Source organism: Haloparvum alkalitolerans, from assembly GCF_050122995.1.
GTDB classification, from domain to species: domain Archaea; phylum Halobacteriota; class Halobacteria; order Halobacteriales; family Haloferacaceae; genus Haloparvum; species Haloparvum alkalitolerans.
Genome location: NZ_JBNLIA010000003.1, coordinates 138,886 through 164,153 on the forward strand (window position 1 = coordinate 138,886; position 25,268 = coordinate 164,153).

29 protein-coding genes are annotated in these 25,268 nt (G+C 71.2%); 20 read left to right on the forward strand and 9 right to left on the reverse strand.

Annotated features, from left to right (window positions below):
- The first annotated feature begins 47 nt into the window (after nucleotides 1–47).
- Both ACQE3L_RS04240 and ACQE3L_RS04245 read left to right on the forward strand, forming a co-directional pair.
- Nucleotides 48–1,151: a M20 family metallopeptidase gene (locus tag ACQE3L_RS04240; protein WP_426962543.1), complete on the forward strand. Its 1,104-nt coding sequence runs from the start codon at nucleotides 48–50 to the stop codon at nucleotides 1,149–1,151.
- Nucleotides 1,152–1,376: 225 nt separating this feature from the next.
- Entirely contained in the window at nucleotides 1,377–1,505 is a 129-nt protein-coding gene (locus ACQE3L_RS04245; RefSeq protein ID WP_426962544.1) for a DUF7503 family protein, read from the forward strand.
- Nucleotides 1,506–1,515: 10 nt separating this feature from the next.
- Here the strand turns inward: ACQE3L_RS04245 and ACQE3L_RS04250 are convergent, their stop codons facing one another.
- Nucleotides 1,516–3,585: a CHAT domain-containing protein gene (locus ACQE3L_RS04250; protein ID WP_426962545.1), complete on the reverse strand. Its 2,070-nt coding sequence runs from the start codon at nucleotides 3,583–3,585 to the stop codon at nucleotides 1,516–1,518.
- A 160-nt stretch (nucleotides 3,586–3,745) separates the two neighbouring features.
- On the opposite strand from ACQE3L_RS04250, the gene ACQE3L_RS04255 reads away from it, so the two are divergent.
- A complete protein-coding gene (locus ACQE3L_RS04255; RefSeq protein WP_426962546.1) occupies nucleotides 3,746–4,702 on the forward strand; it encodes a succinylglutamate desuccinylase/aspartoacylase family protein in 957 nt (318 codons plus the stop codon).
- Nucleotides 4,702–5,832: a threonine synthase gene (locus tag ACQE3L_RS04260; RefSeq protein ID WP_426962547.1), complete on the forward strand. Its 1,131-nt coding sequence runs from the start codon at nucleotides 4,702–4,704 to the stop codon at nucleotides 5,830–5,832. The genes ACQE3L_RS04255 and ACQE3L_RS04260 overlap by 1 nt, the downstream gene beginning before the upstream one ends.
- Before the next feature lie 72 nt (nucleotides 5,833–5,904).
- On the opposite strand, the gene ACQE3L_RS04265 is transcribed toward ACQE3L_RS04260, so the two are convergent.
- Nucleotides 5,905–6,090: an HVO_0416 family zinc finger protein gene (locus ACQE3L_RS04265; RefSeq protein WP_058367100.1), complete on the reverse strand. Its 186-nt coding sequence runs from the start codon at nucleotides 6,088–6,090 to the stop codon at nucleotides 5,905–5,907.
- 110 nt (nucleotides 6,091–6,200) lie between these two features.
- Between ACQE3L_RS04265 and pyrE the strand changes: the two genes are divergently transcribed.
- Genes pyrE through ACQE3L_RS04280 form a run of 3 tightly spaced genes read left to right on the forward strand, consistent with a single transcriptional unit; the run spans nucleotide 6,201 to nucleotide 7,430 of the window.
- Entirely contained in the window at nucleotides 6,201–6,740 is a 540-nt protein-coding gene (gene pyrE / locus ACQE3L_RS04270) for an orotate phosphoribosyltransferase (RefSeq protein WP_426962548.1), read from the forward strand.
- Between the two features lie 4 nt (nucleotides 6,741–6,744).
- Nucleotides 6,745–7,065 carry a hypothetical protein gene (locus ACQE3L_RS04275; RefSeq protein WP_426962549.1) on the forward strand — a complete coding sequence of 107 codons (321 nt, stop codon included), beginning with the start codon at nucleotides 6,745–6,747 and terminating at the stop codon, nucleotides 7,063–7,065.
- 41 nt (nucleotides 7,066–7,106) lie between these two features.
- Nucleotides 7,107–7,430, forward strand: coding sequence for a hypothetical protein (locus tag ACQE3L_RS04280; protein WP_426962550.1), 324 nt, complete (start codon nucleotides 7,107–7,109; stop codon nucleotides 7,428–7,430).
- A gap of 34 nt (nucleotides 7,431–7,464) precedes the next feature.
- Here ACQE3L_RS04280 and ACQE3L_RS04285 read toward each other — a convergent pair whose 3' ends face one another.
- Both ACQE3L_RS04285 and ACQE3L_RS04290 read right to left on the reverse strand, forming a co-directional pair.
- Nucleotides 7,465–8,586 (reverse strand): DUF373 family protein, encoded by a 1,122-nt coding sequence (locus ACQE3L_RS04285; RefSeq protein WP_426962551.1) that lies wholly within the window; start codon nucleotides 8,584–8,586, stop codon nucleotides 7,465–7,467.
- An 83-nt stretch (nucleotides 8,587–8,669) separates the two neighbouring features.
- Nucleotides 8,670–9,383, reverse strand: a complete 714-nt coding sequence (locus tag ACQE3L_RS04290; protein WP_426962552.1) for a DUF6517 family protein — start codon at nucleotides 9,381–9,383, stop codon at nucleotides 8,670–8,672.
- Nucleotides 9,384–9,507: 124 nt separating this feature from the next.
- Between ACQE3L_RS04290 and ACQE3L_RS04295 the strand changes: the two genes are divergently transcribed.
- On the forward strand, nucleotides 9,508–10,506 hold the full coding sequence (locus ACQE3L_RS04295) for a radical SAM protein (RefSeq protein ID WP_426962553.1): 999 nt from the start codon (nucleotides 9,508–9,510) through the stop codon (nucleotides 10,504–10,506).
- A 99-nt stretch (nucleotides 10,507–10,605) separates the two neighbouring features.
- Here ACQE3L_RS04295 and ACQE3L_RS04300 read toward each other — a convergent pair whose 3' ends face one another.
- Nucleotides 10,606–10,875, reverse strand: a complete 270-nt coding sequence (locus ACQE3L_RS04300) for a DUF7533 family protein (protein ID WP_426962554.1) — start codon at nucleotides 10,873–10,875, stop codon at nucleotides 10,606–10,608.
- A 175-nt stretch (nucleotides 10,876–11,050) separates the two neighbouring features.
- Here ACQE3L_RS04300 and ACQE3L_RS04305 point away from each other — a divergent pair, with 175 nt between their 5' ends.
- On the forward strand, nucleotides 11,051–11,683 hold the full coding sequence (locus ACQE3L_RS04305; protein ID WP_426962555.1) for a riboflavin synthase: 633 nt from the start codon (nucleotides 11,051–11,053) through the stop codon (nucleotides 11,681–11,683).
- 18 nt (nucleotides 11,684–11,701) lie between these two features.
- Here ACQE3L_RS04305 and prf1 read toward each other — a convergent pair whose 3' ends face one another.
- Nucleotides 11,702–12,952, reverse strand: a complete 1,251-nt coding sequence (gene prf1, locus ACQE3L_RS04310) for a peptide chain release factor aRF-1 (RefSeq protein ID WP_426962556.1) — start codon at nucleotides 12,950–12,952, stop codon at nucleotides 11,702–11,704.
- A 165-nt stretch (nucleotides 12,953–13,117) separates the two neighbouring features.
- Between prf1 and ACQE3L_RS04315 the strand changes: the two genes are divergently transcribed.
- The 3 genes from ACQE3L_RS04315 to ACQE3L_RS04325 all read left to right on the forward strand — a co-directional run bounded on the left by ACQE3L_RS04315 (nucleotide 13,118) and on the right by ACQE3L_RS04325 (nucleotide 15,673).
- Nucleotides 13,118–13,747, forward strand: coding sequence for a protein-L-isoaspartate(D-aspartate) O-methyltransferase (locus ACQE3L_RS04315; RefSeq protein ID WP_426962557.1), 630 nt, complete (start codon nucleotides 13,118–13,120; stop codon nucleotides 13,745–13,747).
- A 117-nt stretch (nucleotides 13,748–13,864) separates the two neighbouring features.
- Nucleotides 13,865–14,893, forward strand: a complete 1,029-nt coding sequence (locus ACQE3L_RS04320) for a class I SAM-dependent methyltransferase (RefSeq protein WP_426962558.1) — start codon at nucleotides 13,865–13,867, stop codon at nucleotides 14,891–14,893.
- Nucleotides 14,894–14,908: 15 nt separating this feature from the next.
- Nucleotides 14,909–15,673 (forward strand): protein-L-isoaspartate O-methyltransferase family protein, encoded by a 765-nt coding sequence (locus ACQE3L_RS04325; protein WP_426962559.1) that lies wholly within the window; start codon nucleotides 14,909–14,911, stop codon nucleotides 15,671–15,673.
- Here ACQE3L_RS04325 and ACQE3L_RS04330 read toward each other — a convergent pair.
- Nucleotides 15,670–16,128: a DUF7382 domain-containing protein gene (locus tag ACQE3L_RS04330; RefSeq protein ID WP_426962785.1), complete on the reverse strand. Its 459-nt coding sequence runs from the start codon at nucleotides 16,126–16,128 to the stop codon at nucleotides 15,670–15,672. The two genes, ACQE3L_RS04325 and ACQE3L_RS04330, sit on opposite strands and share 4 nt — an antisense overlap.
- 202 nt (nucleotides 16,129–16,330) lie before the next feature.
- Here ACQE3L_RS04330 and ACQE3L_RS04335 point away from each other — a divergent pair, with 202 nt between their 5' ends.
- From ACQE3L_RS04335 to ACQE3L_RS04365, 7 genes are all read left to right on the forward strand, one after another.
- Nucleotides 16,331–17,428: an ATP-binding protein gene (locus ACQE3L_RS04335; RefSeq protein WP_426962560.1), complete on the forward strand. Its 1,098-nt coding sequence runs from the start codon at nucleotides 16,331–16,333 to the stop codon at nucleotides 17,426–17,428.
- 20 nt (nucleotides 17,429–17,448) lie between these two features.
- Nucleotides 17,449–17,790 carry a fluoride efflux transporter FluC gene (locus ACQE3L_RS04340; RefSeq protein ID WP_426962561.1) on the forward strand — a complete coding sequence of 114 codons (342 nt, stop codon included), beginning with the start codon at nucleotides 17,449–17,451 and terminating at the stop codon, nucleotides 17,788–17,790.
- Nucleotides 17,787–18,137, forward strand: a complete 351-nt coding sequence (locus ACQE3L_RS04345) for a fluoride efflux transporter FluC (RefSeq protein WP_426962562.1) — start codon at nucleotides 17,787–17,789, stop codon at nucleotides 18,135–18,137. Before ACQE3L_RS04340 ends, ACQE3L_RS04345 begins: the two co-directional genes overlap by 4 nt.
- Before the next feature lie 97 nt (nucleotides 18,138–18,234).
- The gene (locus ACQE3L_RS04350) at nucleotides 18,235–18,570 is read left to right on the forward strand and encodes a hypothetical protein (protein WP_426962563.1); all 336 of its coding nucleotides are present in this window, start codon (nucleotides 18,235–18,237) and stop codon (nucleotides 18,568–18,570) included.
- Entirely contained in the window at nucleotides 18,567–19,328 is a 762-nt protein-coding gene (locus ACQE3L_RS04355) for a M48 family metallopeptidase (protein ID WP_426962564.1), read from the forward strand. The genes ACQE3L_RS04350 and ACQE3L_RS04355 overlap by 4 nt, the downstream gene beginning before the upstream one ends.
- 344 nt (nucleotides 19,329–19,672) lie before the next feature.
- Entirely contained in the window at nucleotides 19,673–20,725 is a 1,053-nt protein-coding gene (gap, locus tag ACQE3L_RS04360; RefSeq protein ID WP_426962565.1) for a type I glyceraldehyde-3-phosphate dehydrogenase, read from the forward strand.
- Nucleotides 20,726–20,818: 93 nt separating this feature from the next.
- Complete coding sequence (locus ACQE3L_RS04365) at nucleotides 20,819–22,045, forward strand: phosphoglycerate kinase (protein ID WP_426962566.1); 1,227 nt, start codon at nucleotides 20,819–20,821, stop codon at nucleotides 22,043–22,045.
- 475 nt (nucleotides 22,046–22,520) lie between these two features.
- Here the strand turns inward: ACQE3L_RS04365 and ACQE3L_RS04370 are convergent, their stop codons facing one another.
- Nucleotides 22,521–23,087 (reverse strand): GNAT family N-acetyltransferase, encoded by a 567-nt coding sequence (locus tag ACQE3L_RS04370; RefSeq protein ID WP_426962567.1) that lies wholly within the window; start codon nucleotides 23,085–23,087, stop codon nucleotides 22,521–22,523.
- A gap of 152 nt (nucleotides 23,088–23,239) precedes the next feature.
- Between ACQE3L_RS04370 and ACQE3L_RS04375 the strand changes: the two genes are divergently transcribed.
- Nucleotides 23,240–23,749, forward strand: a complete 510-nt coding sequence (locus tag ACQE3L_RS04375) for a metallophosphoesterase (protein ID WP_426962568.1) — start codon at nucleotides 23,240–23,242, stop codon at nucleotides 23,747–23,749.
- A gap of 96 nt (nucleotides 23,750–23,845) precedes the next feature.
- On the opposite strand, the gene ACQE3L_RS04380 is transcribed toward ACQE3L_RS04375, so the two are convergent.
- Nucleotides 23,846–25,267 (reverse strand): ATP synthase subunit B, encoded by a 1,422-nt coding sequence (locus ACQE3L_RS04380; protein ID WP_426962569.1) that lies wholly within the window; start codon nucleotides 25,265–25,267, stop codon nucleotides 23,846–23,848.
- Nucleotide 25,268: the final 1 nt, after the last annotated feature.

Genomic DNA, 25,268 nt, shown 5'->3' on the forward strand with positions numbered 1-25,268 from the left:
TCGCCGGCTCCCGCCGATTTATGTCCTCGCGCGTCCCACCGCCGGACGTGACGGAACTCGCCGACCTGACCGCCGAACTGGTGTCGATCCCCTCCCACGAGGACGAGACCGACGCGGGCGACGCCATCGAGGCGTGGCTCCGCGCGGAGACCGACGCCGCCGTGGAGCGCGACGAGACGGGCAACGTCGTCGCCCGCCGCGGCGCGACCGACGACCCCGACGCCACGACGCTCGCGCTCGTGGGGCACCACGACGTGGTCCCGCCCGCCCCCCGCCAGACGACCGACGACGGGGGGTACGTCGTCGAGGAGCGCGACGGACGGCTCTACGGCCGCGGGACGGCCGACATGAAGGGGGCGGTCGCGGCCTGCATGCTGGCGTTCCGCGACGCCGCGGTGCCCGCCGGCGTCGAACTCGTCGCCGCCTCCTTCGTGGGCGAGGAGGTCGGAGGGACGGGCGCCCGCGCCGCCATCGACGCCGGGTTCGCGCCGGACTACGCGCTCGTCGCAGAGGGGTCGACGAACTACTCGAAGGAGGGCGTGACGGACGTGGTCGTCGCGCACAAGGGCCGGCGGGGGTCGACGGTCCGCGCGACGGGCGCGGCCGCCCACGCCTCCGAACCGGAGTCGGGCGTCAACGCGGTGTACCGCGCCTGCGACGCGGTCGACGTGATCCGCGACATCCAGTTCCCCGAGGCCGAGGTCTTCGGCGAGACCCTATCGGGGTCGGTCGCGGTGACGAAGATGGACGGCGGGGACGCGTGGAACGTGATCCCGGACGCCTGCGAGGTGACCGTCGACGAGCGCACCGTGCCGGGCGAGCGCGCCGACCTCGGGCGCGTGGAGGCCCTGCCGGGCGTCGAGTGGGAGATCGATCAGGACCTCCCGCCGATGGCCTGTGGGGACGACGCCTTCGCCGAGGCGGCGCTCGCGGCCGCGGAGACCGCTCAGGCGGGCGACCCCGAACTCGTGACGAAGCCGCACGCCACCGACGCCGGATGGCTCGCCGAGGCCGGCGTCGAGTGCGTGGTCTGTGGCGCCTCCGAACCGGGCGAGGCCCACACCGAGACCGAGAGCGTCTCGCTGGACGTGCTGGACCGCTGTTACCGGATCTATCGCGAGCTGGCCGAGAACCCCCCGCGGAGCGACTGAGCGCTGCGGTCGCCCGGGTCGGGCGGGGAACCGCGCGCGTTATCAACAGCGATACGCGGACGGACGGGCTTTTCCCTCCCCTCGTGAAACGGGTGCGCGAGCGACGGCGACGCCGGGTCGTCTCGGTCGGTGGCAGATTATTTCTCTATTTCTACTAATAGATTATCGCCGACACCTGAGTAGGCATACATAATCATTTCCTTTCAAACCAGTATTTCTGAAAGCATGGAAGCCATCAGCGCTTACCTGTCCGACAACCCGAAGATGACCGGCGTCCTGTTCATGACCCTGCTCCTGCTTTCGCAGGCCGCCCCGGCCGCGGCCAACGTCGGGTCCTCAATGCCCGGTCCGTAACTCCGTTGGCCTACAAAGGCAGTAGTTCGTCGCTCCACTGCAGTTCCCCGTCAGCGAACACCGGAAAAACCTCCAACTCCAGCAGTCGTTCGACCTGATCAGCGGTCAGTTCGCGGACCGTGACCTTGCCGGGAACGAGACAGTGCTGTTCGAGTGCGTCCGTCGTCAGGGTGAATAGCGTTCCCGCCCCGAACCCGCCGATCGGATACGTTCTGACTCCGAGGTCGTACGTTCCCCCCGTCTCCGCGAGTTCGAAGACCGCTGCCGCACCGCTCCGGCTCTGACACAGCGTCACGTCCCCGTCGCCGAGCACGCTGTACTGGTGGCCGGTGATGAGGGCGCGCTGGGCGACGTGGAGCGCGGTGCGGAGGTTGAAGCCGCCGTTCATCAGCCGGGCGACGATCCGGCCGAGCTCGGTCGCCGGCGCGTTTGCCACGTCGGTCAGCGTCGCGATCCCGCCGCGGCTCCCGCCCTCGATGAGCGCCTGGCCCTGTCTGTAGGACTGACACGCGTTCAGGAGGAAGGAGTCGACGCCGATCTCCAGGCGGGCGTCCGTGAGGTCCAGGAACCCGTTCGCACACTGCATCCCGCGGTCGTCGACGTGGCCGATGTAGTGGAGGAAGTCCACGTCGGACGCGAGCAGTTCCCGCATCTCCGCCCGAGTCAGGTCGTGGATCACCTCGATATCGAACTGCAGCATGTCGCGGAGCCCGTACAGGTTCGCCACCTCCCCCTCCTCGCGCATGCGGTCGTCGTTGCAGACGACGCTCACCGAGATCGACCCCCGTTCCGGCGTGCCGCGGCCGATACGTCGTCGGTACGCCTCGATGGTCGCCTTGTTCGCGCCGATCGGGATCCCCTCACCGACCCAGGCGTGCTCGACGGTGTCGACCGGGTCGGGCTGGACGAACTGCCCGTCGTCCACGGTGAACCCCGTCCCCCGATCCGCGGCGCCCCGAACGACCGGCGCGTCCGTCGGGGACCGGAGGAACTCGGAGACGTGACTCGACTCCGGGTCGGCGTCCGACGGGTCGGCCTCCGGACAGCGGATCAGCGACAGGTCGTCCGCGAGGTACGGCAGGACCGAGACGTTCTCCGCGGCCGGACGCACGTCCGTGGTGAGCGACCACTGCGGGAGGAGCGGCTCCAGGTCCTCGAACGGCACGTCGAGATACGCGTCCAGCCGCTCGGAAAGCGGCAGGTCGTACAGCCTCGCGTACTCCAGGTCGAGAACGTCGTCCAGCCGGTCCAACTCGTACAGCTCGACCGGATAGAACCCCTCGGTCCGGACGAGACAGTCGAGATAGAAGGTCCGCCGCAGCACGCGGGAACACCGCGCCTCGAAGTCGGGGGCCAGCGAGTGGCTCCATCCGTCGCCTCGGAGCTCGGGCGTCGACCCCGGCACGACCGTGGCGTCGAGGTAGTGCGCGAGCGAGGCGCTCGCGAAGACGTAGCGATACTCGGGCGGCACGACGATCTCCACTCCGGAATCGGTCTCCTCGACCGCGTCCGGGACCGAAAAGGCGTCGCCGACCTCGATCAGCGGCGGGTGCCCCCGCAGGGTCGGAAAGGACCGCTCCGGGCTCGTCGTGGCGAGCGACGATCCCAGAAGCGAGACGGCCCGCATCATCGACTCCGGGTCGGACGGCGTGGTGATGGTCCCCGCTGGCTGGTCGTTGAGCGAGCGAAATCCCGCTGAGACGGCCGTCTCACCGTCGAACGCGATCCGGGAGCGTTCGTCGCCGGAGACGACCGTGAGCCCGGATCGGACGTGCAGGTACGTCTTCGTCGGCGTCGGCGACACTTGCACGAAGTACTCGCCCGCGGGCACTTCGACGTCGGTCCCCTCCGCGACCACCGCTCCCGTGGCGTCCCGAACGACCACGTTCGCGACGCGGGGCACCGCGATCGTCGACGCCGAAAACCGAACCGCGGCGTCGACCGGGAAGTAGTGGTTCTCCCCGTCGGTGGGAACGGGATCGACGGGCCGGTCGGTGTAGAGTTCGAACTGCGCGTTCTCGATGTGGTCCGTGACGCGCAGCCCCTCGCTCTCGACGAGCGGGTCGATGTCGATGCTCATTGGGTGACCTCGACGGCGGAGCGTCCACGACCGCAGCCCCACGCCGTCTGTGGATCGGTTGGCTCGCTATTCGCCAATTGCCCGCATAAAGGTTGTGTCGTCCGCGAGGTCACCGGGTCGGACCGAACCGATAAAGAGTCGCCCACTCCTCCGTCCGCTAATGACCACGCTGGGAACGGCGAGCGCGGCCCCTGGGGAGACGGACACGGGGCGGCTGGAGGTGGGCGAGACGCGGGACGGGAGTCCGGTTCGGCTCCCGGTCGCAGTGATAAACGGCGCCGCCGACGGGAAGACGCTGTACGTACAGGCGGTCAGCGACGGCGACGAGCTGAACGGGCTCGGCGTCGTCAACCGGGTCGTCCCGCGGATCGACCCCGCCGAACTGTCCGGGACGGTGCTCGTCGTCGGGATCGTCAACTACCACGCGTTCCAGGTGGCCGAACACCGCAACCCCATCGACGACACGAAGATGAACCGGGCGTATCCCGGCGACGAGAGCGGCACCACCTCCGAGCGCATCGCGGCCGCCACCTTCGAGGCGGCGACGCGCGCGGACCTCATCCTCGACCTCCATCAGGGCTCCACCAGCCGGATGATCGACGAGGTCCGGGTGCGGTGTGGCCCCCGACATCGCCTCCACGGCGACTGCCTCCGGCTCGCGAAGGTGTTCGGCTGCGGCTACGTCCTCGATCAGAAGGGCCCCGACGGCCAGCTCGCCCGCGCCGGCCCGGACGAGGGCGTCCCGACGATCGACCCCGAGCTCGGCGGCTGCGTGGGCTGGGACGAGGAGTCGATCCGAAAGGGCGTCGAAGGGACGTTCAACGTCCTCCGCTACTACGGGTTCCTCGACGGCGACGTCGAGGTGGAGACGCAGACCCGCTCCCGCGGCTTCGACCAGTACGCCTCCCCCGCCGGCGGGCTCGTGCGGTTCAAACGCGAGATCGGCGCGGAGGTGTCCCGCGGCGATGCCCTCTTCGAGGTGACCGACGTCTTCGGCACGGTGAAGGCGAACGTCACCGCGGACAGCGACGGGATCTTCTGGCGGTCGCGCCGGCTCCCGCAGGTGGCCTCCGGCGAGTACGTCTGTTCGGTCGCCGTCGACGTGGACAGCTACTGATGGCCCGCGACGGAGCTCCCACGGCCGGCCCCACCGCGCTCCGGTGTCCCGACTGCGGGGCGACCCATCGCGACCGCTGGCGCTGCACCTGCGGCTCCCCGCTGCGGTTCGCCGAGCGGCCGCGCCCGGAGCCGCCGGCGCCGGACCCGGAAGCGTTCGACGCCCGCGAAGGGCTCTGGAGCTTCGCCGACTTCCTCCCGGTCGGCGACGACCCGGCCGACCGCGTCACGCTCGGCGAGGGCGCGACGCCGCTCGTGGACGCGCCCGACTGGAACGCCTCGTTCAAACTGGAGTACGTCTTCCCGACCGGCTCGTTCAAGGACCGCGGCGCGACGACGACGCTCACCCGCGCCCGCGAGCTGGGCGTCGAGCGCGTCGTGGAGGACTCCTCGGGCAACGCGGGCGCCGCGGTCGCGACCTACGCCGCCCGCGCGGGGATCGACGCCGAGATCTACGTCCCGGCGGACGTGAAGGAGTCGAAGCTGACGGCCATCCGGCGCGCCGGCGCGGAGCCGGTCCGGGTCCCGGGGAGCCGAGAGGACGTGACCGACGCGTGTCTGGAGCGCGTCCGCGAGGGCGACGCGTGGTACGCCAGCCACGCGTGGAACCCGGCGTTCCTCGCGGGAACGGCCACCTTCGCGTACGAGGTTGCCCACCGGCGCGACTGGACCGTCCCGGACGCCGTGGTGACGCCGCTCGGACACGGCACCCTGTTCCTCGGCGCCTACCTCGGTTTCCGGGCGATGAAGGCCGCGGGGTGGACCGACCGCGTCCCCCGGCTGCTCGGCGCGCAAGCGGCGGGCGTCGCGCCGGTCGTCCGCGCGCTCCACGGGCCGGACGCCGCGGACCCCGCGGACTCGGTCAACGACGCCGCCGACGGCATCCAGATCGCGGAGCCGGTCCAGATCGACCGGATCCGCGAGGCCATCGCGGCGACCGACGGCGACGCGGTTGCCGTGACCCAGACCGACGCCGAGCGCGAGCTCGACCGGCTCCACGCGGACGGCTTCTACGTCGAGCCGACCTGCGCCGTCGCGCCCGCCGCCCTCCGCACGTTCCGCGAGCGCGGCGTGATCGGCCCCGACGAGGACGTGGTGGTTCCGCTCACCGGGAGCGGACTGAAGACGTAGCCGGCGCTCGCGCGCTGCGGGAGTTCTGAAAACAGAACGGTAGCGGCGCAGCCGACGCGTCCGGTGCGTCCGTCAGGCCGCGGGGTCCCAGCCGCAGACCCCGCAGGTCGCGGCCGACTCGTCGTGAAGCGCCCCGCAGTCCGGACACTGCTTCTTGTTATACGATCGCTCCCAGCGTACGATCTCCGTCTCGTGACCGTTGTCCGCGAGGAACTCGTCGAACAGCTCGTCGTCGTTCGTGCTGGGTGCAGACGACATACACGGCATGGTATGACGTACCACTATATATGTCTTTCCGCCGGATCGACGGGTCGCGAACGACGGTCGTTCCGACCCGTTTATGCCGCCCGCGGCCGCCTACGCGAGTGATGCCCGACGACGCACCCGACGACCTCATCGCGGCGTTGCGCGCGGCCGACGCCGTGCAGTACGGCGAGTTCGAGCTCTCCCACGGGGGCACGAGCGACTACTACGTCGACAAGTACCTCTTCGAGACGGACCCGCACTGTCTGGACCTCATCGCGGCGGCGTTCGCGAGCCGACTCCGCGACACGGACGCGACGCTCGCTGGCGTCGCGCTCGGGGCCGTCCCGCTGGTGGCGGTGACCGCGGTCGAACTCGACCGCCCCTACGTCATCGCGCGCAAGCAGGCGAAGGAGTACGGCACCGGCAACCGGATCGAGGGGACGCTCGCGGCGGGCGAGGAGGTCGTCGTGCTGGAGGACATCGCGACGACCGGCCAGTCGGCGGTCGACGCCGTCGAAGCCCTCCGGGAAGCCGGCGCCGTCGTGAACCGCGTGCTGGTCGTGGTCGACCGCGAGGAGGGCGCCCGCGAACTGCTCGCCGAGCACGACGTGGAACTGGACGCGCTGGTCACCGCCTCGCAACTGCTCGACGACCGGGAGTGACTCCATGGCCGCAACCGTCGTCCACGTCGACAGCCTCGCTATCGCCGTTTCCCTGCAGATCGGCGGCGAGACGGTCGCCATCGCCGCCATCGGCACCGCCGCTGCGCTGGCGCTGGTCTACTTCGGGGTGAAGTTCGCGGCCGGCGCCCGCGAGTACCTGCAGGTGCGGCGACGCGACGCGGCCGACGCCGATGAGGAGGCCGGCGGACAGGAACCCGTCGCCGATGAGGACGCCGGTAGCGGGCAGAAGACCGCGGCCGATGAGGAGGCCGGCGACGAACCGGAGTCCGCGGCCGACGGCCGCGAACCCGGCGACTCCCGGTAGGCGGCGACATCCTTTTGTGACGAGACGGGAGTCGTTGGAACATGGCCGTGCCCTCCGTGCTCCAGTTCGGCGTCCCGGGCGGTCCGGAACTGCTGATCGTCTTCCTGCTGTTCGTGCTCGCGTTCCCGGCCGCCTCGCTGGCGCTCGGCGTCGGGGTCGGCTGGTGGCTCCGCGGGCGCCGCGGCGGGAACGACCCCGAGACGGAAACCGAACCGACCGGCGGCGCAGTGACCGACGACGCAGCGACCGCGACGGACGCCCCGACCGAGGCCGACGACGCAGCGACCGCGACGGACGCCCCGACCGAGGCCGACGACGCCCCGACCGGCGACGGTTCGGACGCGGACGACCGAAGCGAGTTCTGAGTCCGCCGGCGGTTCCCCGCCCCATCCGCCGCGATCAGGCCGGCTCCGCGGTCGAGGCGATCCGCGACTCCACCACGGCGAACGTCAGCGTGCTCAACACGCCGAGCAGCGTCCCCGCGGTGAGCGCGAGCGCGAGGTCGCCGAGCGTGAGGCTCGTCACGCCGGGGACCCCGGCAGGGAGGAAGAACCCGGAGAGGGCGTACAGCACCACGGCGATGGCGACGACGTAAAAGGGTGCGTTGAGGTAGCGCCAGCGGAACCGGTCCGCGAGGTACTCGTCGGTCACCTGGCCCAGGCTGGAGGTGATCCCCGCCGCGGCGCCCCACTGAACGAACCCGTGGACGAAGGCGGCGGCCGCGGCGCCGACCGGGACGGTCCCCCCGCCGGCGACCGCGCGGACCCGATCGACCGTCTCGACCGCCTGCACGCCGCCGATGATCAGCAGCGCGAGCGCGACGACGTAGGTGATGAGCGTCACTCGGCCGGCGTACAGCACGTTCCGGACGCGGTCGGCGACGGTGTCCACGCTGGCCTCCAGCCCGAGTCCGCGGAACAGCGAGTAGAGCCCCAACAGCGCGGAGATGAGTCCGAGCACCGCAGCGCCGGCCACGTTGAACAGGTTCGCCACGACCACGAGCGGGTAGATCAGGAGCAGGATGCCCAGCGGCACGAGGACGGTGCCGCGGGTTTCGGGGTCCGCGAGCACCTGCTTCATCGTGTAGTACATCGACTCGAGGTTCTGCGCCTGCCGGACGACGACGCGCCGGACCCCGTCGATCGGCATCCGCGAGCGGATCACGGGGAGGACGGACTCGTCCTGCGCGCCGTCGGTGATGACGACCGCGCGCACCTCCTCGCCGGTCGCCAGCTCCGCGAGCACGCGGTCGACCTCGTTGCCCACCTTGCGGTTGGCCTGCACGTCGGAGCCGTCGACGCCGGTGACGGCCGCGACCTCCACCTCCTCGCCGGTCTCGGCGGCCAACTCGTCGTGGACGTTGACGCCCTGAAAGAGCACGTTCACGTCGGAGTCCTCCGGGTCGGCGGTCGCGAGCGCGACCGCGGCCTCGGTGACCTCGTCCGCGCCGATCACCGGGGTGGGGATCCCGGTCTTGCGGCCGAGGTCGTCGTCGAGGTCGACACAGAGGACCAACAGCATCGAGACGGGCTACGCGGTCGCTCGGCATATGCTTTCGGCCACGGCGACGGGAGACGGACAGGGACTGCCCCGGCGGGCCGCGTTCAGGCCTCGGGGTGCTCGATCCCGTTCAGCAGCGCCCGCACGGCGTCCCCGTCGCCGACGGCCTCCGGATAGGCACCGATCCCGACCACGAAGTCGCCGCCGACCGCGACGGGGTCCGCGACGTGGAGCACGAGGTCGACGGTCACCCCGCTCTCGGCCAGGTCCGCGCGGGCGTCGTACTGGACGACCCGCGACTGGCTCCCGGCGACGGTCGTCTCGTACTCCGAGCGCCGCTCGAGGCCCTGCACGCCGTCGTACCGGCTCTGGACCATCTCGGCGAGGTCCTCGCTGGACATGTCGCCGACGGGGTTGAACGTCCGGCCGAGCACCTCGATCTGGGGGGTCGAGAACGCGACGAAGACGGCCGCCTGGAAGCGCTCCCCGAGGATCTCCACCGCGCGGTCGTACTCCGCGAAGTGGCTCGTCACCTCGACCTCGCGAGTCTGGTCGGCCACCTCGAACGACTCCGTGCGCACGTCCTCGCTCACGTCGACGAGTTCGTACCCCGTCTCCGAGAGGGTCGCGTCCGCGACCGTCGCCGCCTCCGCGTCGAACTCCGCCGGCCCGGAACCGGTTATCAGGTCCGTATCGATGCCCGCACAGCCCGCCAGCCCGACGGCCGCCGCGGCGCCCCCGGCGGCGAGCAGACGGCGGCGCGTGGTGTCTGTCCCGGCGTCCGCGCGGTCGGTCGCCTCGCGTGCCTCGCGTTCCATGGCCGTCCGGAGGCGCTCGCGAGGCACAAACCTTCCGTCAGACACGGCGTCGCACGCGAACGCGGCGCACACGGGGCGGACGCTCCGGACGCTTTTTGAGTCCTCGGCCGGTAGGAGGGAACGAATGATCTCGAAGGGCTGTGAACAGTGCGCCAAGGGCGGGAAGATGGTCCTGTTCGTCTACGGCTACTGCGACCAGCGGGACTGCTTCTACTGCCCCCTCGGCGAGAACCGGAAGAACGTCACGGACGTCTACGCCAACGAGCGGAAGGTGGAGTCGGACGAGGACGTGCTCGCGGAGGCCGAACGCATGAGCGCGCTCGGGACCTCCATCACCGGCGGCGAGCCGCAGGAGGCCCTCGAGAAGACGTGCCACTACCTGGAACTGCTGAAGGAGGAGTACGGCGAGGACCACCACACCCACCTCTACACGGGGATCACCGGCGGCCGCGAGAACATGCGCCGGCTCTCGGAGGCGGGCCTCGACGAGATCCGCTTCCACCCGCCGCTGGAGCTGTGGGGCGACATGCACGGCACCGAGTGGGAGGAGATCCTCCACATCGCCCGCGAGGAGGGACTCACGCCCGCGTTCGAGATCCCGGGCATCCGCGCCGAGCCGGAGTTCCTGGAGTTCCTCGACGAGGGCGCCGCCGAGTTCTGCAACATCAACGAGTTCGAGATGTCCGACGGCAACTACCGCCGGATGCAGGAGGAGGGCTTCGAGCTCCAGGAGGGCCACATGTCCGCGGTCGAGGGGTCGAAGGACGACGCCATCCTCGAGGAGATGGCCTCCCACGAGAAGGTGTACTTCTGTACCTCCGTCTTCAAGGACGCCGCCCAGCACCGCAACCGGCTGAAGCGCATGGCGAAGAACCTCCGGCGCGAGTTCGACGAGGTGACCGACGACGGCACGCTCGTCTACGGGAAGACGTACGCGCCGGCCGAGCGCTTCGAGGAACTCGGCGTCCCCGAGGAGTTCTACACGGTCAAGTCGAACCACGTCGAGGTGGCGTGGTGGCTCTTAGAGGAGATGGTCGAGGACGGCGACCTCGACGAGGGCGAAATCATCGAGCAGTACCCGACCGTCGACGGCACGGTCGTCGAGCGGACGCCGGTCGCGTAGCCCGGCCGTTTTCTGCGCCCGGCCGTTTTCTGCGCCCGGCCGCGGCGCAAGCGCACGCGTTTCGACCGCTTACTTTTCGACCGCCTACTTTTCGACCGCCTACTTTTCGACCGGATCGGACCCCGGCTCCGCCTCGTCGGCGTCGCTCCGGAACCGAGCGGGCAACAGCCCGGCCAGCAGCCCGCGGGCGATCCGCGCGGGGTCGAAGAAGAACTGCGGCAGCACCACCATCGCCACGGCGACGACGACCATCGCCGCGCCCAGCGCGGTCTCCCCCTCGAGCAGCCGCATCAGGCCGTAGTTGCCGACCGGGAGCGCGAACGCCATCGTCGCCGCCAGCCCGATCATGTCCAGCAGGCCGAACTTCATCGGGCCACCGTAGCCGGGCGACTCCTAAAAGGGTCGCGGCGGCGGGCCGGAGGGCGGAGACGGTCCTCGCGGAGGCGGTCGCTCGCGGAGGCGGCCGCGGTTCCGTCTCCCGTCCCGCCACCGTTCCATATCTGCACACGACAACGGTTTTGTGGCGGCCGCCGAACCCTCGGACATGTTCACCGGCATCGTCGAGACGACGGGCGAGATCGTGGGGCGGGAGGCGACCGACGACGGCGTTCGGCTGGCTGTCGCCGCGCCCGGTCTCGACGACCTCCACCACGGCCAGTCGATCAGCGTCTCCGGCGTCTGTCTGACGGTCGAGGCGTTCGGCGCGGATGTCGACGGTTCGGACACCGCGACCGACGACCGCGACCGCTTCGAGGTGTTCCTCGCGGCCGAGACGGTCGCGAAGACCTACCTCGGCGACCTCCGCGCGGGCGACCGCGTCAACGTCGAGCGCGCGATGCCTGCCGACGGCCGGTTCGACGGCCACCTCGTGCAGGGGCACGTCGACGCGGTCGCGACCGTCGAGGCGGTCGAGTCGGTCGGCGAGGACTGGCGACTCACGGTCTCGATCCCGGAGGGGCTCGGGCAGTACCTGGTCCAGAAGGGGTCGGTGACGCTCGACGGCATCTCGCTGACCGTGGCGGAGCGGCGCGCGGACGCCGTCGAGGTGGCGATCATCCCCACGACCTACGAGGTGACGACGCTCTCCGAGAAGGAGGCGGGCGACCCCCTGCACCTGGAGGTCGACGTGATCGCGAAGTACGTCGAGAACATGGTCGAGGGATACGCGGCCGACTGATCCGAGGGGAACGCGGCCTTAGACGCCCGTCGAGTAGCGCAGGATGCCCGCGATGCCGCCGAAGGCGTCGAGCAGCTGTTCGCCCTTCTCGAAGTCCGTCGAGATGAACGTCGTCTCGGTGCCGCGCTGGTCCGCGATGTTCATCAGGTGCTCGATGACGTCCTCGCGCTCCTGCACCTCGGCGTCCTCGCGGCACTCCGAACACTCGTGGTCCGGCGTGGAGTGGCGGGCGTCGACCACCTCGTACTCCTCGTGACCGTTGGGACACTCGTAGATCACCACGTCGGAGCGGAGGTCCTCGGAGATCAGGAGGGTGTCGACCGAGCCCATGATCAGGTTCCGACGGGTCTGCTCGAAGCCGTAGGTGGCCTCCTCGCCCGTGTGGAGGTTCTCGAAGAACGTCTCCATCAGGCGCTTGTCCTGCATGATCTCCTGGTCGGCCAGCGCCTCCTGCCCCGCGTCGACCAGGTCCTTCAGCCCGGACTCGTCGGTGTAGGCCACGTCGAACTTGCCGATGACCTTGTCCTGCAGTTCGTGGTGGAGGTAGTCGCCGTCGAGGAACTCGTCTTTCGTCGGCGAGGGACCGCCCACGAGGATGCCGTCGAGCTCGTGGCGCTCGGCGACGAACAGGTCGTTTGCCATCCCCGCGACCTCCTGGTAGAAGTTGTCGATGGCCTCCAGCCGCAGGCGGGCGAACCGCTGGGCGGACTGACCGCCCTTCCGCTGCTTGCCGGGGACCAGCGAGGAGGCGGACTTGACGGGTTCGATGCGCTTGCCCTTCAGCCAGCCGACGTTGGCCTCGCGGCGGTCGAGCACGATGAGCCCGAACAGCCCCTGGTCGGTGAGCATGTGCTCTAACGGCTCGGTCAGGAAGTGCGAGTCGCAGTGGTAGCGGAACGACTCGATGGGCTGGGGCGGCGACTCCAGGGTCTTGGTCACCATCTCCGTCTGCCCGCCGCCGGCGTCGATGGCGCCGGAGAAGATGACCATCCCGTTGTCCGGCGGGAAGGTGTCGTAGTAGCGGAGCCGGTCTTTGATCGACGTGAGCGCGTCCTGGACGTTGGTCCGCGTCTGCTTGGACTTGATGTTGGCCGCCTCGCTGTGCTCCTGGGTGACGTGAGCGACGACGTCGGAGACCTGCTTGTCCTCGGGGATGTAGATGCTGACGAGCTGGGTCCCGGAGCCCTCGTACTCCGTGAGCTCCTCGATGACCTTGCGGAACTCGTACTTCCGCCGGTCTTCGTTCGCCTGCTCTGCTTGCTCGCTCATTACCGGTAACTCGCCGCGCTGGGGGTAAGTATGCTTTGACCCGCCTGCTTGCCCGCGTCGTGGCGTGTGACGGGTTCTCCGGCCCCGCGGCATCGGCGCCCGCTCGCCGCTCGCCCCGCCGGTTCGGCCACAGCGTTCACGTCGATCCGCATGGTAGCGAAGCGCATGGATCACGAGGCGGCCCGCGAGTCGCTCGCGGAACGAGTCGCGACCGGGAGGGACCTCGACGAGCGCGTCGTCGACGCGATAGCGACCGTCCCGCGCCACGAGTTCGTCCCCGAGCGCGACCGCGACCGCGCCTACACCGACCGCCCCGTGCCGATCGGTCACGGACAGACCGCCAGCGCGCCGAGCGTCGTCGCCCTGATGACCGACCTGCTCGACCTCTCGCCCGACGACCGCGTGCTGGAGATCGGCACCGGCTGCGGCTACCACGCCGCCGTCATCGCCGCTGTCCTCGGCGACGACGGCGCGGTGTACAGCGTCGAGGTGGTCGAGGAACTCGCGGCCGACGCCCGCGACCGGCTCGACCGCCTCGGCTACGACGTGCACGTCAGACACGGCGACGGTCACGAGGGGTGGCCCGAACACGCCCCCTACGACGCCGCCTCGCTCACCTGTGCACCGGAGACGATCCCCGACGCCGTCATCGACCAGACCGCCGTCGGGGGACGGGTCGTCGCCCCGGTCGGCGGCCGCGGCGCCCAGCGTCTCGTCGTCGCGGCCGTCACCGAGGAGGGGGTCGACCGCGAGCGCCACGGCGGCGTACGGTTCGTTCCGATGGTCGAGGAGTGATGCCGGTGCGTCCGTCGTGACCGGCGCCGCCGTGGCGACCCCAGTTTCCGAAACGGTCGCTGCGACCGACGACGACGGTGGGCGGGGCTTTTGCCCCCGCGTCCCCACCGTCCGCTCATGCCGACACGCGACGACGCCGGCCTCCCGACGGAGGCGCTGTTCCTGCTGTGGGCCGCCCGCGAGACCGGCGCCCTCGACGCGCTCGCCGAGTCCGCGGGGACCCCGGCCGCGCTGGCGGCGGAGACGGACCTCACCGGTGACGCCGCGGAGACCGTCGTCCGTTCGCTCGCGGAGTTGGGCTTCCTCGAACGCGTCGGCGGGGAGTACGAGCCGACGAACCGCATGCTCGGATTTCTCGCCAAGCGCGACCCGCACTCGACCGGCCGCGTCCCCCACGCACTCGACCGGATCGACGCGCTGACCGCGCTCCCCGCGGTGCTGACCGGCGACGACGAGTCGCGGTCGGGCGAGCACCGGACCGCGAACCGCCTCGGTGCCGCGGCCGCGGCGGACGAAGCGAGCGTTCGCGCCCGCGTGACCGCCGCCCTCCGGGAGGTCCCGAACGCGGAGACCGTGCTCGCGGTCGACCTCCCCGACCCCGAGGCCGGCGTTGCCCCGGGGCCGGGCGTCGCCGCCGACGCCCGGGAGTTCGCCGCCCGCGATCGGGCGGTCACCTACCTCGCGGACGCCGCCGCGGTCGACGCGACGGGGCCGATGCTGTCGGCCGCGGGCGTGGAGCCGGTTTCGGGCGTGGAACCGGTCGCGGAGACGGTCGCCGATGCGGCCGAGCGCTATGACCTCGTGTACGCGGTCGACCGATTCGGAGCCGTTTCTTCCGACGCGGCGAGGGCCTTCGTCGCGGACGCGGCCGACCTGATCGGTCCCGGCGGTGCGGTCGTCCTCCTCGAACGCATCCGCGACCGACTCTCGCCCGAGGACGCGGTCATCGCGGACGTGCGCGCACTGGCGAGCAGGGTCGGAAGCGGGGCCGGTTCGGGGGGTGAGGCCGCCGGCGCCCACGCGAGCGACGACTACCGCGCGTGGGGCGAGTCCGCCGGGCTGACGACGGAACTCGTCGCCGTCCCCGGGTCCGACCGCACCGCGGTCGTCTATCGGCGCCCCGAGCGCACGGTTCAAGAGGACTGAGTCCCGAGGGCGAGTATGGACGAGGCGGCGCTCCGGGTCGACATGATCGAGCGACTCGAGCACGACATCGGCGAGTCGCTCGGCGAGCGCGTCCTGAGCGCGCTCGGCGCGGTTCCCCGCGAGACGTTCGTCTCCTCGTCGCCGTACGGCGCCGACGCCTCCCAGGAGGAGGGGACGCGCGCGCTGGCCCCCGCGACGGTCGCCCGGATGTTGACCGCCCTCGACGCGCGGCAGGGCGACGAGACGCTGATCGTCGGCGCCGGGGTGGGATACACCGCGGCCGCGCTGGCGGAGATCGTCGGCGCCCGACACGTCCACGCGGTCGACGTGGACCGCGACGCCGTCCACCTCGCGCGCTCGAACCTCGCGGACGCCGGCTACGACGCCGTGCTGGTGGATCGCCGGAACGGCGTCGAGGGGCTCCCCGAGTACGCGCCCTTCGACCGAGTGCTCCTGGAGGCCGCCGTCGTCCGCCCCCCGCGGGCGCTGATCGACCAGCTCTCCGCCGACGGGCGGATCGTCTACCCGAAGGGGACCGGCGTGCAGACCGTCGTCGCGGCGGAACCGACCGTCGCCGACCGCGAGGAGCGGGGCCCGGACGACTTCGCGGTCGTCGAGGAGGCCGGCCCCGCTCGGCTCCGCGCGATGCTCGCGGAGGGCGAACGCGGCGGAGTCGAGCGCAACCGAACCCGTCGCGAAGACGCCGAGCGCGCCGAGCAGGGGCACTTCGCCCGCGCCGGCTGGGAGCAGGACTGGATCGACTGGGACCGGCAGGGTTAGTCCTCGACCACCAGCACCGCGGTGTTCTCTCGGTCGTCCGCGTAGTCGCTTCCGGCGGGCGGTTTGATCGTGATCCGAAGCGTCCCGTCCGGCTGGTTCGGACCGAGCGAAGGGTCGACGGAGAGCGTCGCCACTCCATTCGCGTCCGTCGTCGCGGTCGCCACCCCGTCGAGCCGCGCGCTCCCGGCTCGGAGGATCACGGTCGCGTCCGCGACGCGGGAACCGTCGGGGTCGACGACCGTCACCTCGAGGTCCTGCTCCCCCGGCGTCGTCACCTCCGGTTCCGGCTGAGCGTCCAGTTCGGTCACGGCCAACCCCTGGATCCCGCTCACCATCGAGAGCATGACGCTCAGGCTGGCGACGCCGACGACGAGCGCGATGACCAGTCTGACGGGAAGTCCCTCAATGGCGCGCTCGTCGCGGCGGAGCTCACAGAAGGGGTGACAGACGCAGATACCCCGCTCGCAGGCGCCGCGGTCGTGGCGGGTGCGGCCGATGGCGGACTCCTCGGCGGCGTCGTTCTCGCTCGGCGGAGACGGATCGTCGGCGCGCTCGTCGTCGCCGGAGGACGTGTCGGGCATGGCCCCGAATCGCCCCGGTCTCCCATTTGAACCCTCGCGCCGACCCTTATGAACGATGCCGCGTGAATCCACCGCGATGCACGTGCTCGGACGCGACGCGCCGGCGGACGCGGGACCGGTCGCCGAGGTCGGGCGGTTCCTCGCACGGGACGGGAGCGAGGGTGCGCGGGTCGGGTTCGATATCGACCGCCCGCACGCGGGCGTGGTGGTCGGCAAACGCGGAACGGGGAAGTCCTACACGCTGGGTGTGCTCGTGGAGGAGCTCGCGGCCGCCGACGGCGTCGCGCCGGTCGTCGTGGACCCGATGGGCGTCTTCGACGGGCTTAGCGACGCCGGCGGCCGCGTCGTCGAACCGCGCGTGCGTCCCGACGCGCTCCCGCCGTCCGCCTGGCCGGAGCTGCTCGGGCTCGACCCGGAGTCCCCGGCCGGGAGCCTGCTCTGGCGAAGCGTCGCCGAGGCCGACGAAGGGGAAGGGGACGCGACCGCGCTCGCGGACGTCCGGGACCAGCTCGGGGCGGCCGATGCGCCCGCGAGCGCGCGTCGCGCGGCCGATAACGCGCTTCGACTGGCCGAGTCGTGGGGCGTGTTCGCGGCGGACGCGCCGCACCCGGCCGCGTTCGCCGACGGCGCCCCCGCCGTGCTCGACTGCACGGGGCTCCCGACGGCCGCACGCGGGGCAGTGGTCCGGGCAGTCGCCCGCGGCCTCTACGAGGCCCGCGTCTCCGACGCCGGCGGGGGCTGTCGGCGGCTTCCGTGGCTGCTCGTCGACGAGGCGCACGCGCTGTTCGGCGGCGTCGCCGACCCCGCCCTGCGGACGCTTCTGACCCGAGGGCGAGCGCCCGGCGTCTCGCTGGTCTGCGCCACGCAGCGGCCGGACGCGCTCCCCGACGTCGCCGTCTCACAGGCCGACCTGCTGGTCGCGCATCGACTGACCGACGAACGTGACGTGGCGGCGCTGCGGGCGGCACAGCCCTCGTACCTCGGCGCGGACCTCGCGGCCGCGCTCCCGACGGGCACCGGCGACGCGCTGGTCGTCGACGACGCGACGGAGGTGAGCCACACGATCCGAATCCGCGAGCGTGAGACGCCACACGGCGGCGGAAGTCCGCGGGCGAGCGCGGTCGGGGACAGTCCCCAGGGCGAATCCCGCCACCACACCGGACCAGAAAAGTAGGCGACCGCCGGATCGGGAGCATGGACCGGAGCGCGGGCGATGTCGGGCTGGTCGCGCTCGGCGGATTCCTCGGCGCGACTGGCCGATACAGCGTCGACCTCGCGCTCGGCGGCGTCGCGGGGACGTTCGCGGTGAACGTCGCCGGCGCGTTCCTGCTCGGCCTGCTCGTGGCGACCGTCACCGACCGCCGCGCCCGCCTGCTGTTCGGGACCGGAGTGCTGTCGTCGTTCACCACCTACAGCGCCTTCGCACACGACGCGGTGACGCTCGGGACCGTCGCGGGCGCCGGCTACGTCGCGGCGACGTACGCGGTCGGGTTCGCGGCGGCGGGCGCGGGGCTCGCGCTCGGGGGGCGGCGATGACCGCCGTCGACCTGCTGCTGGTCGGCATCGGGGGCGCCTGCGGCGCCGTCGGGAGACACGCCGTCGGGCGGGCGCTGTCCGGTCGGCGCTCGCTGGTCGCGGTCAACGTCGCCGGGAGCCTGCTGCTCGGTGCGGTGTTGGCCGCGCCGCTGTCGCCCTCGGCGATGCGGTTCGCGGGCGTCGGGTTCTGCGGCGCGTTCACGACCTTCTCCTCGGTGGCGGTGGAGGTCGCGACGCTGACGGACGAGGGTCGTTCCGGGGCGGCCGCGGCGCTGGCCGGCGGAACGCTCATCGCGGCGCTCTCGGCGGTTCTCCTCGGTGCGGCCGCCGTCGAGGCGGCGTGGTGACCGGGGGCGGCCCGGGTCGCGCCGCAACCGGTGCGGTCCGACCGCAACCGGGCGAACCGAGCGACAGGTACACGTTGCGGCCGCCCGAAGGACGGCCGTGACCGACGCTTCAGACACGCCGGTCGGCGCCGAGCCGGGGGACGGCGGATCGGCCGACGGACCGAACCTGGAGGGAGATGACGCCGAGGCGCGTCCGACCGAGCCGGTCGAGCGCGAGGAGCTCTCGCTCGACGACCTGACGCTTCCCCAGCGCGTGTTCGTCGCCGCGGTGCAGAACCCGACGCGGGGCGTGTTCGTCGCGTTCCTGCTGGCGTTCGCGTTCTCCTTCTACATCGCGCTCTGGCTCGCGTTCCCCCGGTTCGCGGCGCTCGGGTCCGCGGCGGCCGCGGTCGCCGCCGTCGTCATCGGCGGCGTGCTCTACCTGCTGCGATGAGCGGGGTCAGAAACGGGGCGGAGTCGGCAGACGGCCGCGAAACGGTTCTTTCCGGTGAGTGTGTCGCCTACTCGGTCCGGGAGAGCGCCCGCGCTTCGCGGCCGCGGATCGACGTGCGACCGGCCGGCGTGACGGTCGTGGTTCCGGAAACCGACCGCAGCCGGGTCGACCCCGACGCAGTGTTGGCCGGCCACGCCGAGTGGGTGCTCGAAAAGCGGGCGGCGATGGCGGCGCGCCGCGAGCGAGCGCCCGACCGCGCGTACGGGCCCGGCGCGACGTGGCCGGTCCTCGGCGCCGAGCGCGAGATCGTCGTGGAGCGACGGCGCTCCTCGACGGTCGACCGCGACGCGGACCTGATCCGGCTCGCGCGAAGCCACGTCGACCGGACCGCCCACAAGCGCGCGCTGGAGTACTGCTTCCGCGAGACCGCTCGCGCGGAGTTCGAGCGCCGGGTCGACGCCCTCGCGCCCGAGATGGGGGTCGCCGACGCGGTCGGCGGCGTGGAGGTGCGCAACCAGCGAACGCGGTGGGGAAGCTGTTCGAGCAACGGAACGCTCAGCCTCAACTGGCGGCTGCTGCTGGCGCCGCCCGCGGTGCTCCGGTACGTCGTCGTCCACGAGCTCGCGCACCTGCGGAAACGGGACCACTCGGACGCATTCTGGCGGATCGTCGCGGCACACGACACGGAGTGGGAGCGCCACCGGGACTGGCTCCGCGAGCACGCCGACGAGCTGATCTTCGACGAGAGCGACCTCTGATCGAGCTTCGCGAACGCCCCGGAACCGGCCTTCAGGGGCGGCGGGAGACGCGGACGGTCCGATCGCGTGGGCCCCAGATGGAAGGCCGCTGCCGGCTCTCCCTGCTACGCCCGTCTCTTGTCGTCACAGAGCCTGCTGCTTCGTGACCGCGACATCCAGAACGCCCCGCCCCGCGACCGCACAGCAGCCTCACACCTCCCCCTGGCTGAACGAACAGCCGCGGCCGGTCCCTCAGCATGTCGGTGGAGGACTGCGGGAGCGCGGTCGGTGGCCGCGTGCGATCCTCCCGCCGCCCGTGCGGTGTCTCGGGCGGATTTAAGTGGATCCAGGCCGACTATTCGGATATGAGTAAATCCTCTCTCGACGCCGGCGACGACGTTCCCGAGGCGGACGTCGTCCGTGTCGGGCTCAACGGGTTCGGCCGCATCGGTCGGAACGTGTTCCGCGCCGTGCTGGAGAACCCCCGGGTCGAGCTGGCGGGCATCAACGACGTGATGGACTTCGAGGACATGGAGTACCTCGGCAAGTACGACACCGTCATGGGCCGGCTCGACGGGCTGGAGCGCGACGGCGACGAGCTCGTCGTCGGCGACACGTCGGTCCCGCTGTTCAACGTGCAGGACCCCGCGGACCTGCCGTGGGACGACCTCGACGTGGACGTTGCCCTGGAGTGTACCGGCGTCTTCCGCACGAAGGCGGACGCGAGCGCGCACCTCGACGGCGGCGCCGACACCGTCATCATCTCCGCGCCGCCGAAGGGCGAGGAGCCGGTCAAGCAGTTGGTCTACGGCGTCAACCACGACGAGTACGACGGGGAGACGGTCATCTCCAACGCCTCCTGTACGACCAACTCCATCACGCCGGTCGCGAAGGTGCTCGACGAGGAGTTCGGCATCGAGTCCGGGACGCTCACCACGGTCCACGCCTACACCGGCTCACAGAGCCTCGTCGACGGGCCGATGGCCAAGACGCGCCGCGGTCGCGCGGCCGCCGAGAACATCGTCCCCACCTCCACGGGCGCCGCGAACGCGGCCACCGAGATCCTCCCGCAGTTGGACGGGAAGATCGACGGGATGGCGATCCGCGTCCCGGTCCCGAACGGTTCCCTGACGGAGTTCGTCGTCAGCCTCGACCAGGCGGAGATCACCGCCGAGGAGATCAACGACGCGTTCCGCGACGCCGCCGACTCGGGACCGCTGGCGGGCGTCCTCGGCTACACCGACGACGAGGTCGTCTCGCGGGACATCCTCGGGCTCCCGTTCTCCTCGTACGTCGACCTGAACTCCACGAACGTCGTCGCCGGCGGCGACCTCGTGAAGATCCTCACCTGGTACGACAACGAGTTCGGCTTCTCGAACCGGATGCTCGACATGGCGGCGTACGTTCACGACGCCTGATCCGGGACCCGTTCCGGCCCGGTCGCGGACCGCCGGCCGCACCGCTTGTGCGTATCGCCCACCGCTAAGTAACCGCCCCTCGATTCTCGACACATGACCGACGCCACCTTCAGAACCCTCGACGACCTGCCCGACGACTCGCGCGTGCTCGTCCGCCTCGACCTCAACTCCCCCATCGAGGACGGCGAGCCGCAGGACAACCGCCGCTTCGAGCGCCACGCCGAGACCGTCCGCGAACTCGCGGCCGCCGGCCACCGCGTCGTCTGTCTGGCCCATCAGGGCCGCCCCGGCCGCGACGACTTCGTCTCGCTGGCGGGACACGCCGACATCCTCGCGAAACACGTCGGCCGCGACGTGGCGTTCGTCGCCGACACCCACGGCCCCGCCGCGCGGGAGGCCATCGAGGCCCTCGACGCCGGGGAGGTCCTCCTGCTCGAGAACACCCGGATGTGCGAGGACGAACTGCCGGAGGCCGACCCCGAGGAGAAGGCAGCGACCGAGTACGTCGAGACGCTCGCGCCGCTGTTCGACGCCTACGTCAACGACGCCTACTCGGCGGCCCACCGGAAGCACGCCTCCCTCGTGGGGTTCCCACTCGCGCTGCCGGCCTACGCCGGTCGCGTGATGGCGGCGGAGTACGAGGCCAACACCGCCATCGCGCGCAGGTCCTTCGACGGCCCCGTCACGATGGTCGTCGGCGGGACGAAGGCGACGGACGTGATCGGCGTAATGGACGCGCTCGGCGACACGGTCGACCGCTTCCTGCTGGGCGGCGTCGCGGGCGAGCTGTTCCTCCGCGCGGCCGGCCACCCGGTCGGCTCGGACCTGTCGGGGATGGACCTGTTCGACGAGCAGTGGGAGCGCAACCGCGAGACCATCGAGCGCGTGCTCGACGAGCGGGGCGAGGCGATCCACCTCGCGACGGACCTCGCGTACGAGGGCGCGGACGGCGACCGCGCCGAGGTCATGGTCGACGACATCGAGGAGAAGGAGACGGCGTACCTCGACGTCGGAAGCGCCACGGTCGAGGCGTACGCCCCCCTGATCCGCGAGTCCGACGCCGTCTTCGTGAAGGGCGCGCTCGGCGTCTTCGAGGACGAACGCTTCGCGACGGGAACGGTCGGCGTCTTGGAGGCCATCGCCGAGACGGACTGCTTCTCGGTCGTCGGCGGCGGCGACACATCCCGCGCCATCGAGCTGTACGGGCTCGACGAGGACGACTTCTCGCACGTCTCCATCGCCGGCGGCGCGTACATCCGCGCGCTCACCGGCGAGTCGCTGCCCGCGGTCGAACTGCTGCAGGAGCAGGCGGACGCGTAACCTGAGACCCGGCCGATCAGGCGGTCGGCGCGCGCGAGGAACGCGCGCGAGGTCGCCAGCGCGCTACTGCACGCTGGCTGCTCGAAAATCTCCGATTTTCGGTGGAGTCGCGGGCCCGGCGCGCTGCGGTGTCTCCAGCGTCGCCGTGAGCGCGGTGCGGAGAGAACGGCGGCTCGAAAATCTCCGATTTTCGGCGCGCTACTGCACGCTGGAGGCCAGCGGGACGCCGTTTGTCCCGTGCTGCGGTTCCGCGCCCGGCCCGCGGCCGAGGCTGGGGAGGTGTGAGGCTGCGGGGCGGTTGCGGTACGGTTCGGAGCGGGGCGGTTCCGGTGCTGTGCGGGGTGGAACTGTTCAGAGCAGGCGGATCGGCGACGGAACACGTTCTGTCTGAGGGAGCGTTCGAACCGGGCGATGCTCGCGCGATCGGCCGTCGCCGTCACCAGACCTCAGAAATACCGAGACCGTCCGCGGAGCACTACGAGCCGTCCGTGAGCGGCAGCCGCATCCAGAGGTCGCCGCGCTCTCCCTCGACGGTCTCGAAGCCGAGCCCGCGGTACACCGAGAGCGCGGCCCGGTTACGGCGCTCGACGGTGAGCACGACCGCGGCGCGGTCGGTGGCGGCGGCGCGGGCGACGATGTGGCGGCACAGCTCCGTCCCGAGCCCGCGGTCCTGATACGTCGGGTGGACGAACACCGCGAGCTCCGGCTCGTCGGCGTCGGTCGGCGTCAGCGTGGCGTGACCGACGACCCCGGCCTCACCCTCGGCGACGACGTTCCAGCCGCGCTCGAAGAGGTCGTCGAGCCAGCGCTCCGTCCGCGACTCGGTGACCGGCGGGAGTCCCTGCGCGCGGTCGGCGGTCCCGAAGTCGCCGTACATGGCGGTGAGCGCGTCGCGGTCGTCGCCGTCCGCGGCCCGGATCCGCCACCGGACGCCGAACTTGTCGACGAACCGTGGACCGCGCGGCGAGGGGGCGGGAGCGGGCGACCGCTCCGCCGTGGGGTCTGCCGACCGGTCCGCCGTGGAGGTGGGCGTCGTGGTCATGGCTCGTCTCCACCTACGCCGAGACGGCGCTTAAACCGGGGCGCGGGCTCCCAGCGAACGGGAACGCGGCGCGGAGCGCGGGGCGCGCACGCCGGACGCCGGACGCCGGCCTCCCGCCGACACTTTTGTCGGCCGCCCGCGAACCGCCGTGCATGAAGCTCGGCATCGTCTCCGACACGCACGACGACCTGGACGCGGTCGCGGCCGCGGTCGAACTGTTCGAGCGCGAGGCGGTCGACGCCGTCGTCCACTGCGGCGACTTCGTGGCGCCCTTCTCGGTCGCCCCGTTCGAGGGCGACTGGGCGTTCCACGCCGTCCGCGGCAACAACGACGGCGAGTGGGCCGTCGAGTCGACCGTCGAGGCGTTCGGCGAGTACCACGGCGAAGCCGCCGCCCTCCCGTTCGACGGGCGCTCCGTCGCGGTCTACCACGGCACGAGCGCGACGCTCGTCGACGCGCTGGTCGACTGCGGCGACCACGACTTCGTCTGTCACGGACACACCCACGCGCACGGCGTCGAGGAGCGCGGCGGGACGGTCCGCGTCAACCCCGGCGGGCTCCCCATCCCGGTCGCGGGCGCGGACGACGCCTTCCGGGTCGCGACGATCGACACCGACCGCGAGGGCGTCGACGCGGTGACCCACCACGTGCTGGACGGCTGAATCGGTACGCGGGACGACGAACCGGGCCGTCGACGCGGCGCGGCCGCTGGACAGCCCGCCGAGTCCCGCAAAAAGAACCGAAAAGTTCCGGCGGCCTCAGTCGGCCGCTTCGACGACTTCCCGCTCGGAGTCGTCCTCGCGGTAGTAGGTCTCGATGAACTCCTCGTCGATCCGGTTGAGCTCCTCCTTCGGCAGCATCGAGAGGAGGTCCCAGCCGATCGCGAGCGTCTCCTCGAGGTCGCGGTTCGTGTCGAAGCCCTGGTCGACGAACTCCGTCTCGAACTGGTCCGCGAAGTCGAGGTACTTGTTGTCGCGCTCGGAGAGCGCCTCGCGACCGACGATGTTCACGAGGTCGCGCAGGTCTTCACCCTCCGCGTACGCCGCGTACATCTGGTCGGAGACGTCGCCGTGGTCCTCGCGGGTGAGCCCCTCGCCGATGCCGTCGTCCATCAGCCGCGAGAGGGACGGCAGCACGTTGATCGGGGGCTGGATGCCCTGACTGTTGAGGTCGGGGTCGACGTAGATCTGCCCCTCCGTGATGTACCCGGTCAGGTCCGGGATCGGGTGGGTGTCGTCGTCGCCCGGCATCGTGAGGATCGGGATCTGGGTGACCGACCCCTCGCGACCCTCGATGCGGCCCGCGCGCTCGTACAGCTGCGCGAGGTCCGTGTACATGTACCCGGGGTAGCCACGCCGGCCCGGAACCTCCTCGCGGGCCGCGCCGATCTCGCGCAGCGCCTCACAGTAGTTGGTCATGTCCGTGAGGATGACGAGGACGTGGTAGTCCTTCTCGAACGCGAGGTACTCGGCGGTGGTCAGCGCCATCCGCGGGGTGACCGTCCGCTCGACTGCGGGGTCGTCCGCGAGGTTCATGAAGACGACCGAGCGCTCCAGCGCGCCCGTCCGCTCGAAGTCCTCCATGAACTCGTTGGCCTCCTCCTGGGTGATGCCCATCGCGCCGAAGATGACCGCGAACTCGGAGCCCTCCTCGTCGCCGGACTCCTCCTCCTCGGGCACGGACGCCTGTCGGGCGATCTGCATCGCCAGCTCGTTGTGCGGCTGGCCCGAGCTCGAGAAGATCGGGAGCTTCTGGCCGCGGACGAGCGTGTTCATGCCGTCGATACCGGAGACGCCGGTCTCGATGAATTCCTCGGGGTACTCCCGGGAGTACGGGTTGATCGCCGCGCCGACGATGTCCTGTCGCTCCTCGGGAACGATCTCCGGGCCGTCGTCGATCGGCCGGCCGGAGCCGTCGAGCACGCGGCCGAGGAGGTCCTCGGTCACGGGCATCTTCATCGTCTCGCCAAGGAAGCGGACGGAGGCGTTGCGGTCGATACCGGAGGTGCCCTCGAAGACCTGGATGGCGACGACGCCGTCCGAGGACTCCAGCACCTGGCCGCGCAGGGTCTCGCCCTGCGGGGTCTCGATCTCGACGATCTCGTCGTAGCCGATGTCCTCGTCGACCTCGGCGTACACGAGCGGGCCGCTGATCTCGGTGATTGTCTGGTACTCTTTCATT